General features: G+C 37.3%; 13 protein-coding genes. 3 read left to right on the top strand and 10 right to left on the bottom strand.

Features of this window, described 5'->3' with window-relative positions; translation table 11 throughout:
- Positions 1 to 2 precede the first annotated feature (2 nt).
- On the bottom strand, positions 3 to 1,406 hold the full coding sequence (locus C0Z22_RS03705) for a nicotinate-nucleotide adenylyltransferase (RefSeq protein ID WP_103217001.1): 1,404 nt from the start codon (positions 1,404 to 1,406) through the stop codon (positions 3 to 5).
- 50 nt (positions 1,407 to 1,456) lie between these two features.
- On the opposite strand from C0Z22_RS03705, the gene C0Z22_RS03700 reads away from it, so the two are divergent.
- Complete coding sequence (locus C0Z22_RS03700) at positions 1,457 to 1,747, top strand: (2Fe-2S) ferredoxin domain-containing protein (protein WP_103217000.1); 291 nt, start codon at positions 1,457 to 1,459, stop codon at positions 1,745 to 1,747.
- Positions 1,748 to 1,950: 203 nt separating this feature from the next.
- On the opposite strand, the gene hemB is transcribed toward C0Z22_RS03700, so the two are convergent.
- The 6 genes from hemB to C0Z22_RS03670 form a co-directional block, all read right to left on the bottom strand.
- Positions 1,951 to 2,940, bottom strand: coding sequence for a porphobilinogen synthase (gene hemB / locus C0Z22_RS03695; RefSeq protein ID WP_103216999.1), 990 nt, complete (start codon positions 2,938 to 2,940; stop codon positions 1,951 to 1,953).
- 3 nt (positions 2,941 to 2,943) lie between these two features.
- Positions 2,944 to 3,375, bottom strand: a complete 432-nt coding sequence (locus C0Z22_RS03690; RefSeq protein ID WP_103216998.1) for a SufE family protein — start codon at positions 3,373 to 3,375, stop codon at positions 2,944 to 2,946.
- A 42-nt stretch (positions 3,376 to 3,417) separates the two neighbouring features.
- Complete coding sequence (locus C0Z22_RS03685; protein ID WP_103216997.1) at positions 3,418 to 3,669, bottom strand: hypothetical protein; 252 nt, start codon at positions 3,667 to 3,669, stop codon at positions 3,418 to 3,420.
- Between the two features lie 30 nt (positions 3,670 to 3,699).
- On the bottom strand, positions 3,700 to 4,605 hold the full coding sequence (locus C0Z22_RS03680) for a ParA family protein (RefSeq protein WP_103216996.1): 906 nt from the start codon (positions 4,603 to 4,605) through the stop codon (positions 3,700 to 3,702).
- Between the two features lie 42 nt (positions 4,606 to 4,647).
- Entirely contained in the window at positions 4,648 to 9,267 is a 4,620-nt protein-coding gene (locus C0Z22_RS03675) for a hypothetical protein (RefSeq protein WP_103216995.1), read from the bottom strand.
- 190 nt (positions 9,268 to 9,457) lie between these two features.
- Positions 9,458 to 12,319 (bottom strand): tail fiber domain-containing protein, encoded by a 2,862-nt coding sequence (locus tag C0Z22_RS03670; protein ID WP_158246796.1) that lies wholly within the window; start codon positions 12,317 to 12,319, stop codon positions 9,458 to 9,460.
- 147 nt (positions 12,320 to 12,466) lie between these two features.
- Here C0Z22_RS03670 and C0Z22_RS03665 point away from each other — a divergent pair, with 147 nt between their 5' ends.
- Positions 12,467 to 13,420 carry a hypothetical protein gene (locus C0Z22_RS03665; protein WP_103216993.1) on the top strand — a complete coding sequence of 318 codons (954 nt, stop codon included), beginning with the start codon at positions 12,467 to 12,469 and terminating at the stop codon, positions 13,418 to 13,420.
- Here C0Z22_RS03665 and C0Z22_RS15975 read toward each other — a convergent pair.
- From C0Z22_RS15975 to C0Z22_RS03655, 3 genes are all read right to left on the bottom strand, one after another.
- Positions 13,417 to 13,569, bottom strand: coding sequence for a hypothetical protein (locus C0Z22_RS15975; RefSeq protein ID WP_158246795.1), 153 nt, complete (start codon positions 13,567 to 13,569; stop codon positions 13,417 to 13,419). The genes C0Z22_RS03665 and C0Z22_RS15975 overlap by 4 nt on opposite strands.
- A 147-nt stretch (positions 13,570 to 13,716) precedes the next feature.
- Positions 13,717 to 14,403, bottom strand: a complete 687-nt coding sequence (locus C0Z22_RS03660; RefSeq protein WP_103216992.1) for an FKBP-type peptidyl-prolyl cis-trans isomerase — start codon at positions 14,401 to 14,403, stop codon at positions 13,717 to 13,719.
- Positions 14,404 to 14,493: 90 nt separating this feature from the next.
- Positions 14,494 to 14,964 (bottom strand): ribonuclease H, encoded by a 471-nt coding sequence (locus C0Z22_RS03655; RefSeq protein WP_103217557.1) that lies wholly within the window; start codon positions 14,962 to 14,964, stop codon positions 14,494 to 14,496.
- A gap of 245 nt (positions 14,965 to 15,209) precedes the next feature.
- On the opposite strand from C0Z22_RS03655, the gene C0Z22_RS03650 reads away from it, so the two are divergent.
- Positions 15,210 to 15,890: a M14 family murein peptide amidase A gene (locus tag C0Z22_RS03650; protein WP_103216991.1), complete on the top strand. Its 681-nt coding sequence runs from the start codon at positions 15,210 to 15,212 to the stop codon at positions 15,888 to 15,890.
- The last annotated feature ends 13 nt before the right edge of the window (positions 15,891 to 15,903 follow it).

The raw sequence follows: 15,903 nt of genomic DNA, 5'->3' as shown, positions 1-15,903 counted from the left end.
TCTTAATTTTTAAATAAATTATTACTCTTAACTAATTCAACGACTTCTTCTGGAAGCATTTTTTCCCAGCCGCTCTCGCCGCTTGAGATCATCTCAATAACTGTACGAGACCAGATTCCTGATGCTTCATGATCATAACCTTCAAGATCGACAATTAACTTATTTTCACGAAGATACTTAACAAGAAACTCAAGAGACTTGTCATAAGTTACATCAGCAAAGCTTAGGCGATTTTTTGCATCATTATCATCTGCACATGGATAAAGATACAATTTAGTATTAAGGCCAAATAATTCACCTAATCCACCTAGGATCCCAAATGAAGTATCCTCATAATGCTTGATATTTAAAATCTCATTTAAATTATAAGTGTTAGTAATAAATGCAATTTGATTCTTAGCAATTGGCTGTAAGAACTGATTGAGTTCGAAGTAAGAAGCGAAGTTTGTAATTAAAACTTTTTGCTTAATTTTTGCAAGTAAATCAACACGAGCTAAAAAATCAGCGTTATCAATTGAAGATGAACGAGAAAGTAATTTTGACATTGAGATCTCAGAAAGAGTCACAACATTCTCACACTTCTCACTTGTGCATAAAAGCTCACGCCCTACTTTAAGCGCATCAACATTTCCCTTTGTTGGCGGCCTAAAAGAGCCTCTTAAAACAACAAGTGGCTTGCGGTACAAGTAATCTTTGATTTGAACAACTTTACCATTCTCATCAAACATAACAGCAGAAGTAAACTTTCTCTTAACAAGTTCTAAAGAAAGAATACGAGGATCAACTCCATCAAAGGCCGGACCTTTAACGTCAATCATATCAATCCTAAGACGACTAGCAGATAAGTTATCCATTAGAGATGAAACAAGATGAGATGAATCATTTGAATTATAAAAACAGCTGTGGATCATATTCACACCAAGAAAACCGATGGCCTCTTGTTGCTGAAGATTTTCTTGATCAAGCATATTAACGTGAATGATTAAATCAGAAGGAGCTGCCCCTGCTTGATGTTGGAAACGTACACCAAGCCAACCATGACACTCTCCGCGACCAGAGTAACTTTTTGCTGCAACAGTATCAGCAAAGCAAAAGAATTTTGTTCCCTCTTCTCTTTGATCTTTAAGACGCTTGTACATTTTTGTGAATTCTGTCTCTAGCATCGTATGTAGACGTCCTTGAGAAACATAACGTCCAGATGTCTCGACACCGTAAATAGCATCCGAAATTTGCATATCATAAGCAGACATCGTCTTAGCAACAGTCCCTGCTGCACCGCCAGCTCTAAAGAACTCACGAGCAACTTCTTGTCCTGCACCAATTTCTGCGAAACTGCCGTAAATTTTATTATCTAAATTAATTTGTAATGCTTTTTGTTTTGCTGATAGAATTTGGCAAAAATCCATAGTATAAATCCTTAAAATTTTTTAATTATAATAACAGCTTAGGACTCTATATGGCAAAAGAACACGACACGAATCTCTTTAAAAAACACATCTTTATTTGCAAGAGCTGTAAGAAGAATGATTGCCCTATGCTTGATGATGCCATGGCATTAAAGAGCGAGTTAAAGACATATTTCAACGAAAAATATGGAAAAGGTGTCGTTAGAGTTACTTCAAGCGACTGCCTTGGAAAATGCCGTGAAGGTATCCATATTGTCAGTTATCCAGAGGCAAAGTGGTTTAAAGATGGCACTAAAGAGTCGGCCCAGAGCCTAAAAGACTACGTAGATTCAAGCATTTAGAGTAAGTTCACAAAAAATTGACTTAGTTTTATCAAATATTATCCGATAATAATGATATAATTTCCTTAGGAAAGGAACCAAGGAGTGATTATGTGGATTCCTGTTATTATCGTTGGTATTTTAGTTGGAATTGCTTCAGTGAAAGAGAAGCAGGCCCGCGAGAAAAGAGCTAAGGCCTACATCCCTATTAAGGTCAAATAAATTTAGTTTTTGGCAAATTGAACGGCCACTTCTTTAGCGAAATACGTTAAAATCATATCGCATCCAGCGCGCTTAAAGCTCGTAAGCATCTCCATTGCTACGGCATCACCATCAACCCAACCATTTTGAGCTGCTGCTTTAACCATGGCATATTCACCAGATACATTGTAAGCGGCAACAGGTAGATTAGTGCGCTCTTTCATTTTAGCAATGATATCTAGATAGCTAATACCTGGCTTAACCATTAAGATATCTGCCCCCTCTGCTTCATCAAGCTCAATCTCACGTAGAGCTTCGATAGCATTGGCCGGATCCATCTGATAAGTCTTCTTATCACCTGCTTTAGGAGCACTATCGAGTGCATCTCTAAATGGCCCATAAAATGCCGAAGCATACTTGGCCGTATACGACATAATTTGTGTATTTGAGAAACCTTCACCATCAAGGGCATCGCGGATAACTGCAATTCGTCCATCCATCATATCAGAAGGACCAATGATATCACTTCCCGCTTGGGCCTGAGCAAGTGCCATCCCTGCTAGAATATCCAGAGTTTCATCATTTAAGATCTCACCTGTTTTTTCACAAACAAGTCCATCATGACCATCACTTGAGTATGGGTCCATAGCAACGTCAGTCATGATAAGCATATCAGGACATGCGTTTTTAATATCTTTGATTGTCTTTTGTAGAAGCCCATTTGGATTCTTTGATTCTGTTGCAAAACGGTCTTTAATAGAATCATCAAGTGCAGGAAAAAGAGAAACGCATTTAATGCCAAGGTTCCAAAGCTCTTTCACTTCCTTTACAATTAGATCGCGTGAGTAGCGATTAATCCCAGGCATTGAAGTTACAGGAATCGTTTGATTTTCTCCACCTACGATAAAAAGTGGCATGATCAGATCATCTACTGTTAGCGTTGTTTCACGCATTAGAGATCTCATTGCGTGATTCTTTCTATTTCTTCTTGGACGAATATTATTTAAATACATAGATTATAATCCCATTTGAATTTTAGTTTTATAAGCAAGGGCATACATTGAAATTTGCTTGATCATACTTGAAAGTCCATTCGCACGAGACATTGATAAGTGCTGGCGAAGACCAATAGTATCTAAGAAGTCAGGCTTAGTTGCGAGAATTTCATCAGGTGTAGCATCTGAGTAGACACCAACTAGAATTGAAACAATCCCCTTTACGATGGCCGCATCACTATCGGCACGAAAAAAAACTTTTCCATCTTTAAGCTCTGGAATTAGCCAAACTTGAGACTGGCATCCTTTAACTTTATATTCTTCTTGTTGTAAATCTTCAGGTAGGGACTCCATCTGTTTCCCGCGAGAAATGATGTGCATGTAGCGATCTTCCCAATCACCAAATCCATTAAATTCTGAAATAAGTGCGTCAACTCTTTCTTGTATTTGCAAAATGAACTCCTTAAGTCAATATGAGTCGGAGTCTAGCATTTTTTAGATAATGCGTGAAGCAAACTCCACCACTTTTTCAATTTGAGCGGCAATGTGGTCAATAAAGTTTTGAAGGGCAATGAAAAAGCCGTAATTTCCAACCTGATTTGTTAGCATCGCAATCATTGAGTCCAGAATATCAAGATACGGCTGCAAACCAAATTTCTTGACTAGTAATTCGATATAAGTAGCGACACCTTCCACGTCACGTCCTTCGTTTGTTACAACATATAATGGGTTCTTAATAGTGGCCACGAAAGCTCCTTTTTTGTCTCTTAACTATAGTTATAAAGTCGAATCATTCCACGAATCAATTAAATTTGCGATTTTATTAAATTGTTCATGAAGCGGCTGATATTCCTTAGAATTATAAGCATAAATTGACTTCTTAGCGGCCTGTGATTTCACTATTTGGGCCTTATTAAAGAATGGAGCAATGAAGCGGTCATCTCCAGTTACTTTACGAATCAGTTCCTTAATCTCATCAAGATCACTCTCTTCTTGCTTACGTCTCGTATCCATTAGATTCGGAATATGAGTGATGATCTCTGGAAGCTTCACTATATCCATATCTTCTATGTCTGATAACATCCCATAAAAATGCTCTAGCCCCTTCATTGAAAAATCATCTGGTCTAAATGGAACAATCACTCCATCACTGACGCAAATACTATTAACAACTAAAAGTCCAAGAGTTGGTGGACAATCAATAAGAATATAATCGTAGCGTTTTCTTAATCCCGCTTGTTCTACATATTTTTTTAGAATTGTTTGTCTTGGAGAATTAATGGCAGCGACACATAATTCAAATCCAGATAATTCTTGGGCCGCCGGAAGTAGATCAACACCTAACTCGGACTTGAAGACAACTTTTTCGAAAATCGTTGAAGAATGTAGATGCTTAAGTTCTTTAATCGAATTAAGAAGCAGATTGAAAATACTAATACTCTCTCTACTTTCTTCATGACCAAACAAGTAACTCATATTCGCTTGAGGGTCCATATCAATAACAAGAACTTTGTGACCTTTCTGGGCCAAGGCATGGGCAGTATTAAAACACATTGTTGTTTTACCAACCCCACCCTTTTGATTAAGAAAAGATATTATCTTTCCTTTACCTAAATCTTCTAAAGTATTTGTGCGATTGCGACCAAAGAACATAACCTTCTCCCAAGAATCATTCATTGTCATGATGCTTAAAGATTATATCATAAATTTAGAAGTGGGTACCAATTAGTCATACTGATTTGGATCAAGTTCGATAACACAACGCAGACCAATTCGACTACTTGCCTCAGTATCTGGAAGAAACTCAAATGCGTACACACCAGCACCCGAAAGACTTGAATAATCACCACCACTTGCCATACTTCCGTTAACTCCACCAGTATTGTCAAAGATTCTAAAGATCTCATCATCGTGAAGTTGTGAGTTAGTGATACCAGCAGTCGATCCGATTCTTAGAGTATAATCATTAATAACACTTCCCGGCATAGCATCTTCAGTAGCTTTTGCTGCATTTGAAATAGGAATTCCGAAAACATAGTTAAAATATCTTGCACTATAATCAGAAACATTTTCAAATAAATGACTTTCAAGCTCTAGGTCACAATCATTGTCTCCATCAGAGTCATTACATGGCCCAATGAGTGAATCCATCAGATAATCACCTGTCCCACCATAGATATCAGCTTTAGTTGAAACAATTGAAGCAAAAGAATAAATATTAGCATTGAAGCTATAGGCCGTATTAGAAATCTCAGAAACGTTTCCTACAGCATCTTGAACACCAAAGGCAGATGTACAATCTTGCGTGAATACAGAACCTGTATGCAAAGAGCGAATTCCTGAAGAATTTGTTCCAGGGATTGTATGAATATCTGATGAGCTTAAGTTATCAATATCCATGAACGAAGACTCAAGCCCACTTGCTAATGAAGCATTACACTTACTTGAAGAATTAAGCGCAAGTCCTCTTTCCACAACTTCAACATTAGCATCAGAAGTCGCTCTAACATCCCATGCACTATAAGCAATTTGCTCATCACGAGTTGGCAGCTTATAAGTAGTAGCAGCACCATAACCAACGATCGTTGGAGCGCCAGTTAGTGTTGTACATGCATTAACAGCACTAGAGTTAGTAATATTAGTTAATGGTGGCAAGAACGACTGGAATGCAACAGCAGAGTCTAAAGTCTGAGTTGAAAAGTTTTGCCAAGTTCCGTTTTTAACATAACAAGTACCAGTTGATCTTTCATAGAAGATTGATCCGTCAGGACCATCATAAGCTCCAAGATTTTGGGCCACACACTGTCCATCAGTTGTATCACAGCTTGTTTTTGAATAAGGGCATCCCATTTCAAAACGAGGTACAAGTAAGTCCTTACCAAAGTCATAGACAGAACCAATCGTTCCAAGAGCTGAGGCAGTATCACCAAAGCCTTTATACTCACATACATAGTTACTATCGATAAACGAATCAGAATGCATCATCTCACACGCCTTCTTATTAACCATCCAGCGATGTACAAATGCAAAGTTTTCTTGAGGTGCAACCACAGTTAGTTTTGCAACATTATTATTAGTTGTAATCTCTAGAGATTCATTATCCCCTAGCTGATTAGTGTAGCTAAGAACTGGTCTAACTTCATAAACATAAGTGTGGTTTGGAACAGGAGCTAAACGCGAGTTCTCACCGTTATCAACATATGTATTTGACGAAGTAATAAGTTCTCTATTTAGTGGATTGCTATAATTAAACGTATAAAGAGGGCCGGCCTTCTTACGATATACATTGTAGCCTTGAATTGCTCCAGAAGTACCGACAGTGAAATTCTCCCATTCAAGGTTCACTCTAGAAGTACCATGATAAGGAATCCAATTTGATCCATCTGAATAAAAACAATCCTGACCAGTAGTTGCCTGATAAGCAGTATTAAATAAGAATTTTCCGTTATTATCACTTGCAAGTAATGTCTCAGTTTGAGAATTGAAAACAACACTTACAGAGCTAGCATCACCTGAATCATATGTTACATCACCAATACAACTTGCACTTCCAAGATCATCACAAGTTGTTGTCGTATCTTCTAAAAGTCCATCAGTTGTGTAGTCGCGATTAACCTCTGAGATATTACATGCAACAGACTTATTAATTAGTACCCAATCACTTGAAGTCGTTCCAGTTGAATAATAACAAAGATTTCCTGCCGTACGGTAAATAGCACCAGCAGAATCAGGTTTTACATTTGATGTGTTTGGAGCAACCGTTCCATAACACTCTTTTCCACCGTCACACTTAGTAAGAGAATGTGAACAAGTAAAGTTTGATTCAACACGAATTCCAAAATGGTTAACCTTTGTACCAAGGGCCTTTACATCTGCCCAACCATGATGAGCAACAGTCTGCGGCTCAACTCTAACTTTGAAAGAAACAGAAGTTCTCGGTGATCCAGTTCCATTATCCACAAGATCAAATGAAATCGTTGTCTCACCAAATTGAGATGCCGTTGGGATCATTTTTATTCTTAGAATTTCATTAATAGAAATTCCATTATCAATTACACCACTTGCCATAGCACCATTTACAGCAGCAAGATCTCCGGCTTCACTATATTCACCATCTAGATCAGTATCTTTTAAAAAATGAATATTCATTGGCTGAATCAGTACATTATTAGTTGAAACAACATTTTCAATCGTTACTGTTTGAGAAGCTTCATTGATACTTCCACCTTCACTAATAATAACATTATCAATAATAATATCTTCTTTTTCACCAACGATAACATCACTCATGTAACTAGCGTTTTGAGTACCGTTATTAGAGGCCACTGACCACTCGTCTGTATCAATTGATTCATAACATAGGCCGTTTGTGCGATCAAAATAAATGACAGGGTCATTACTTACGTGTGACGTAGGATTGAAGCTAGGTGCTCCATTTCCAATACAGTTATTTACACCACACTCGGTACGTCCAGCGCGGCGATTATATACAGAATAATTACAAATAACAGGTGCATCAGATGTTTCAAGAACAACAACATCAAGTGTTTGAACAACAGACTCCGCATTACTTGAATCTCTTACAACAAATTGGAAATCATCAGGTGTACCTAGCGTATTAGCGCTATTACCATTGAGGGTTTCGTATAAACATGTAATTGCACCACCTGAAGAAATTGCACAATCCTTAATTGTCCCCTCTGTTCCTGAGACAGAGCTTTGTCCGGCCATCGTATTAATACGACTTCCGCTACCATCGATAAAATAAACAGTAAGAGTCGATGTTGTATTATCGACATCAGAAACACTACCTAATGAAATCGTTTCACTTACGCTATTCCAATCAGAAGACTCATTCATTGTATGCGTAAATGGCCCACCTGCAACAACTGGCGGATCATTCTTAGCATTGATAACAACATTGATATAACCTGTTGTATGAAAATCTGCCATACTCGTTAAAGGTAATGGTGAGTCAGAAATTTGATATTCTACTGTATAGACACCATTAGCATCTCCATCGAAGAAGAGATTACAATAAGTGGCATCATCAACACTATTAGCATGAAAATTATCTCCAGGAGCACCTGTACATGAACCTTGGATATCTGAATAATTTGTTAAATTTTTAAATTTATAACGGAGATCTGAACTTGGAAATCCCATATAAGAATCATCTGATGCAGTTGGAAAGTAAAAACCAACGGCAGTTTGGGCACCTGGCGTTCCCGTGCTATCTTCATCCACTGTAACAGTGATAATATTAGCAGCAACAGGCTCATCATCGACTTCAACAATTCTTACAGAAGCAACACCAGTATTAGAGTACTTTCCATTTGCATAGATTTGATACTCAACCATGGCCTCTGAAGAAGCATTAAAGTAATCAGTATTTGCTCTAAAGGCTAAAGTACACTTACCTAGCGAACAGTTACATGAAATTGATGAGTTTTGGACACTTGCATGAATTGAGTTAGCACTACAGAAAGTTGCAAAGTCTCCATCATAATCAAAATATCCAGAAACTGGAATTTCATTTACTTCACTATCAAAAACAAAAGTAATTAAGTCATCTTCGCTTACTGTCGCAGACCTTGTTGCAGCAACACTTGGTGATTGATCAACATTTGTCACATCAACATATAATCTAGAAACGGCACTATCACCATCATCATCACTGATATAGAAATCAATATATGATGAACCATTAATATGGCGTGATGGTTCAATATCCATTGAACAAGTACCACTAATACATTCACAAGTAGCACCTAACATTTTTATTCCAGGAGTTGGACTCTCTGTTGTGTTAGGCCCAGTAATTGAGGCCACGATAATTGGGTTAATCAATGAACTAGAATTTATAGCATTCGTAATTTGAAGTGAAGTTGAAAATCCAGAATCAATTTGTACTGTGATTGTATTTGTTGCAATTGAAACAAGTTCTGATCCTGCAATAACAGAAGGATTATCCACAAGTTCAATATATAGATCAGCATAGTTAATTGCATTTTGCCAAGTATTAACTCTTTCAAAAGTCATTGATCCAATTGTAATCGATTGATTAAGGCCTGAAGAGCTATTGACGATCGTACATGAAGTTGGGATTCCCCCATTTTGATCAGTAAAAGAGATTGGAAAACTTGTCTTAAGCGCATCTTCCATCATAGAGACTGAAGTTGTCGTGATAACTGGAGCTTTGGGAGATACATCTAGAACACAACTTCTTGTGATCTCATCGAAATAGTGTCCATCATCACAGCTTGCCTGCTTCAAAGAATTCATCTGCGGTGTACAACCGATGAAAGCACTTAAAAATATTGTAAATAAAAGTAAACGATTCATTATCTTTCCCAAGTATCCCAATAACTTATCGCCAAAATATTTCTTAACTTTAAATAAAGACAAACAAACACTTATGTTATTTCAATATTATAGAAGATAGCTGATCCCGCCTCTATATTTATGTAATTATGGATACTTAGATATGCACTAAAGAATGAAAACGCCTTAAATAACTGACAGGCGCTCTCTTCTATTTGCAAAATTTGAAACTTTGATTAAGCGAGCAAAGTGCTTGCCTCATTTCTTCATTTTCTTCTTTAAGCTTATTATTTTCTTCTTTTAGTGTAGCTATCTCACGAGTATTTGTTGCCAACTGAACTTCAACACCTTCACTCATAAGCTTATACATGGAAATATTCTTATCTAGCTCTTTTACAGCTTCAATAAGTGGCGACACTAAGACTGCATAATCCACAGATAGCCATCCATCTGCATTCTCAATGACGGCCGTTGGAAATTGCGCTTGAACATCTTGAGCGATTACACCGATTGAGTGCATTCCAGGAGAAAGTGATTTTTCATTCCAATCAAATTCAACCCCCTTTAGTGCCTTAATCTTATCAAGTGCATTTTCAATTTCGACAACATTATCTTTTAATCTTTCATCTGATGTACAGTTCGTGGCACCGGCACCACCTCCAAGCGTACAGTCTGTTGCACCTTGAACTCTTAGATTGCCCACGACATGAAATTGCTCTGAAGGTGTCGTTGTTCCAACTCCAACACGCCCTGCTGCCGTAACAGTAATACGATCAGTATTTGCTGTAGTGATTGTAACAGGAAGGCTTGAGCCAACTGCTCCTGCTGAGTTCATATTTCCAAGCTTTATACCAGTTCCATTATCTACAAGAACTTCAAAATTATTAAGCGTTCCACCTTTAAAAACAACATTATCAATTCCACCTTGAGAAATAATCTTTTGTGCTGAAGTAACTTGACCAAAGAATGCTGAACTTGTCGTTGCATCACCTGCAATCGTATTAACAGAAATATTTCCAAAATCCACATTACCAGTGACAGTAATATCACTGTCAAAAGTAGCGGCGCCCGTAACCTGTAGAGCTCCATTTACAACAGCATTTCCATTATTTGTAAGTACGCCTGTACTTACAAGGCCACCTGTTGAAGTAATTCCATTTCCTTGAATTGTCCCACTTGCTGTTAAATTTGTTGTTGATAAATTTCCGGTATGAGAAAGTGTTCCGGAAACAACAGTACTACTTAACTGAGAAATACCTGTAACATTCAGATTGCCTGCAAGTTGAGTACTTCCACCAACAACCATCTGGTAACCCGATGTATTGGAAACGGCAGAACTACCAACTAATAGCCTTCCATTATTTGTCAGTCTCATATTTTCTTGTTGAGTATTAGAAGTATTTGCAGTTGTATAGAAATTCAATTCAGTACCAAGATTTGTCGCACTAAAATTTTCTGTCGCAGTTGAGCGAATGCTTGCAGTATTAACTATTCCACTACCAGTATCTCCACCAAAGTTTAAGAGACCTAGAACATCGTTAGTTGTTGTCATCGAAGGTGCAGTGATTAGACCTTGTGAACTTGCAAGATTAATTGATGACTGATTTCCACCATAAGAATAGAATTGTCCACTCGCATCTCCAGAGTCACTACGAACATCAATTTGAGCAGTCGCATTGAATGTTCCAAGATTTGATGTATGCCCAAATGAAAGAAAACCATTTGCATCGTAGAGAGCAAAATCTGAAGATTCAGATTGAAATGCAATATCACCAGGTCCAGAACTACCGGCCGTTATTGTCGTCGTTCCAGAATTAGTCATATTGATAGCATTAATATTTGTAATCCCAGAACCGTCCCCTACAAATGCAGCAGCTGTAACAGTCGATGAAACATTAAAGTTTCCATTTATTCCCGAGTTACCATAAACGTAGAACAGATATAGTGGATTAGGAATACCACCAACTGATGTTCTCCCTGAAGAGTCGATATAGAATTCAGCAGAATTCCAAAAAGATGAAGTTAAACTATCTCCGTCTCCATCAACATCGATAAAGAAGTAATTCATCCCACCGACATTAGTGTTACTTCCGTATACTCCCATCGTGGCATTATGCTCTTGTCTTAAACCAAATGATAATGCCCTTGCCCAACTAGATCCTAAACCAGAACTAACATTTCCACCAACATGCAGTAGAATACTTTCTTCAGCAGTAGTAGGGCCTGCAATATTTCCACTTACAGTTAATTTTGAAGGGCCTTCATAAGGATCATCAGAAATTGTAACTTTTCCACCTGAACCTACTCGTCTAATATGTGAACCACTAATATCCCAAGGGCCAGCATAACTACCATTACTTAATTGCAGATCCCACTTATTAGTCGATTCATTAAAGCGAATGATGTCCCCTGCAGTGAAGGTTTCAATATTTCCATCACCATTTAGATCACCGACAACTGGTGCTGCATCATTAACAACATAGAAGTCACCATTATTAACTCCTGCTACAGAAGGTGGTGTAACTCCTCCTCCAGCATCAAGAATTAATCGACCTAAGTAGTTTGAGCCACCAAGGTAATCAACAGCAACCCAAGCTGATCCATTATACTGTAGAACTTGTCCTGCACTAGATGCGCCAAGAGAACTTAATTTCGAATTCGTAATTGCTCCATCTTGAATTTTACTTGTAGAAATCGAACTATTTTGGACATCAAAACTTACAGATGTCACTGTTTGTCCAAAGGCATCTGTAACAATAAGGTCATAAATAAAGCCACCAACGATCTTTAAACCATTAGGTACTCCTAACCTCACCATATTTGCTGACTTTGATAAAATATTTAAATTAATAACTTGTGGGCCATTCTTTGTTTTAACAGCACTTATTGTTGAAAGGTTTGTCCCATTAAGAATCAATTGATTTGAAGAAACTTCAATAAGTGTAATCTGATGTCTTTTAGTAATATCAGAAGTGTCTGATGAATCAACGTTATTGCGAGCGGTATTACTCACCGGCTTACACGCGACAAAAAGTACAACGAAGAGAATGTAAAATGCATTATTAAGTTTCATATCCATAAATCCCTAATTTCATATCGGAGATTAATAAATAAAGTTAAACTATTAATATTACTATACCAAAGCACTTGGTTATCAATTGCAAATAAGGAGTATTTGCCAATGATTTCTTAAACTTGTCATTGGTTATAAAATACTTATATGAATAGCGTTCAAAGATTTTTGCAAACTCTTTTAGTCACAATTACATTTCTATCATTGGCCACAGCGTCCTTTGCCGAAAAGTATGACCTCAATACAAACCTAATTGTTATTCAAAATATTGCTAATGATGGAATGTCTTTTGTTATTCGAAAAGGACGAGTTGATAATATTGTAAAGGGACAAGTCTCTCTATTTTCTTCGAAGAAGATTTCTTTTACGGCCCGTGCTATCTCCATAACGAAAGAATACTCTCAGTGGATTGTGACTGATAATAATATGCGCGTGCCTTTTGAAAAAGGTCAAATTGTTACAGTTAACTACTCTCCTGAGCGAGTATGGTTAGAAATCCCTAAAATTCTTGGAGATGCAAAATACAAACAGATGCTAGCAGAAGAAGAGATGTCTCTTAGAGAAAAACAATTTCAACGCTATGATAATCGATTTGAATTTTTCTACGGGAAGAATCAAGGCTTAAGTGAATCGACAAGTTCTAGTATTAATAATGATGGAACGAGAACTGGTGACACGTTTCAATTTAACTACGCCATCCCTATTAATCAAACTTTTCAAACAATCATAGGATTTCGCTACGATCTAGATCTTCTGACACTTCTAAATCCAAATGTTGAGCAGGAAACCAAAAGAATGATGGGGACAGCGGCCTTAAAAATTTCATTTAATAATAGTTGGAGTTATCGCTTCAGCTACTTTATTTCACTAGGCGCAGGCTTTGGCCGTTCTGAAACGAGTATCCAAGATACAGTTAGAGTTGGAAGCGCAATGCTTCTTCCATCAGTCAGCTTAGGTCTTGAGTATAAGGTTTCAACTTCTCAATCACTTATTTTCAAAGCTAATTTTGATGCTATCCAAACTGATGAAGAATTCGCAGATGGCTTCCAACAATCGACAGATCAAACAATGTTTGGCCTATCTGTTGGATATGCCTTTTAAGTATCACCTTCACCATCATGAGGAATTGAAGGCTTAATCAATATCCTAATAATATAAGCAAAGAATGATTCTTTCTCTCTTTTATGCTTAAAGAAAGAAGCTTCAGAGACAGGTTGTAACAATAAGGCAATCAGTAGAATTACTTTCATCTTTCCTCCCTAATTAGAAACAATAGTAAAAGGAAAGCATAACGAAAATTGAATGTCATTTGATGTGAAAAAAAATAGGCCTTCATTAAGATAACTTAAGAAGGCCTATACTTTATCGACTTTTTATTTGATTAATTCGATTAAGAATTATTTCTTTGCAGCTGGAAGAACTTCGATTAGTTCAACTTCGAAAGTAAGTGTTGCGCCACCAGGAATTGATGGAGGAGCACCTTGATCACCATAAGCAAGCTCAGATGGAATTACTAGCTTAATTTTTCCACCTTCACCAATAAGTTGCATCCCTTCAGTCCAACCTTTAATAACTCTATTAAGAGGGAATTCGATTGGCTTATTTCTCTTATAAGAAGAATCAAACTCAGTTCCATCTCTTAAAGTACCTTTGTAATGAACTTTTACAGTATCTGTTTCAGTTGGCTTCTTTGCAGAACCAGCTTCAATGATCTTGTAAGCTAAACCAGATTCAGTCTTCTTAGCACCTTCTTTAGCAACAAATTCTTCTAGGAATTTTGCACCTGCATCTTTTTCTGTTTTAGATACTTCGCTCATTCTTTGGTTTACGATATCTCTAAATTTAAATGCAAATTGTCTTGTATCAATATCAGTTGCATCTTTAGTCATACCGTCACGAACACCTTGAACAAGGTTATTCATTTCTCTTTCAGTAAGTTTGAAATCCTTAAATCTCTTTCCGTAAACATGTCCAACTGAATAGAAGATTTTATCATTTTCAGTCTCAGGCTTTACTTCCTCTTTCTTACCACATGAAACAAATAGTAATGGCGCGATTGCCATTGTTGCTAGTAGTTTCTTCATTTAACATCCTTTGTCTAAATTTATTGAAGTCTTTTTACTAATTAATATTTATATAAATAGATTAAAGTGCTTTGGTCTGCTTTTCAAGCCTTAAATATTTTCATCCATTGCCTTATTGGCCAACATATCGCAGTGCTCATTTTGCGGATGACCACTATGTCCTTTTACCCAACGAAACTGAAGATTAGAAAAACGTCCTGCCACTTCATCAAAACTTTGCCACAGCTCAATATTTTCTGGAGTCTTCTTGTCGGCTTTTTTCCAACCACGTGCCTTCCAACCAGGAACCCATTTCGTAATTCCATCAACAACATATTTCGAATCACTATAAAGGAAAGCGGCATGTCCATGATCTAGCCCCATCTCTTCCAATTCATTCTCTAGTGACTTCAATGATTCAATGGCACCAGTAAGCTCCATTCGATTGTTAGTTGTCTGATACTCAAAGCCAGAGCTTTCAAAGAAAACGACGCCATCTGGATTTTGTCCCATTGCCCCCCACGCTCCAGGTCCAGGGTTCCCACGACATCCACCGTCACTATAGACAGTATAGGCTCCCATGGCCTCCATTGGTATACTGAAGTGTCCATTGCCACTTGCAACGCCATTATCGACATCCTCAAGGAGCTCGACACTTTCACGAAGCTGAGCAATTGCATCATGATCATCTTGTGTATCAAGTACGCTTTCTAAATATTCTAAAGTTTTTAGTATGTTTTTCTTTTTCATTACTTAAGTATTCCTTTTTAAAGTCATAAGTATAAAACTTCATTTACAAAAAAGGAAACTTCCACCACAATTTCTTTATGGAATTTATTAAACTAGAGTCAGGAAAAACAGTTAACAACCTTGAAATCGAAGCTTTTAAAAATAAAGTTGATTCACCTCGCTATATCTATCTGATGGCAGGAGTTCATGGAGATGAAATCGAGGGAGTTCACTGCCTAAAAGAAATCTTTTCATGGCTTAAGACTGAAGTTGAAACAGATCTACCTCTAGTCGTTATTCCTATCGTCAATAAAGATGGTGTTAATGCAGGAACGCGCGTTAATGCTAATGGAGTTGATCTTAATCGAAACTTACCTACTCAAAGCTGGGAAAGTGAATTCGAAGAAGATAAGTACAATCCAGGAAGTGCTCCATTAAGTGAGCCTGAAAACCAATTCCTAAATAAGCTCTTTATTGAGTATCCACCGGCCTTTATTTTATCAATTCACTCATGGAAACCAATTGTAAATTACAATGGTGACTGTAAGGATGTTGCGCAGCTTTTGGCCAAACACAATAATTATCCAATTGCAGATGATATCGGCTACCCAACTCCTGGCTCACTCGGAACTTACGGAAGTGTTGAGCTTGGAGCACCTGTACTTACATTTGAATGCCCAACAGTAGATACTGGTGTAACTGTTGAAGAAGTGTGGCAAGAAAATGAAGTCGGATTCAAAGAAATGATCACATCAGGAATTCTGAAACGATTCCTCTAAAGGTTAATTTACT

This window comes from Halobacteriovorax sp. DA5 (assembly GCF_002903145.1).
Classification (GTDB): Bacteria; Bdellovibrionota; Bacteriovoracia; order Bacteriovoracales; family Bacteriovoracaceae; genus Halobacteriovorax_A.
Note: the sequence above shows the minus strand (reverse complement) of the source record. Positions and strands in the feature narration are given on the sequence as shown.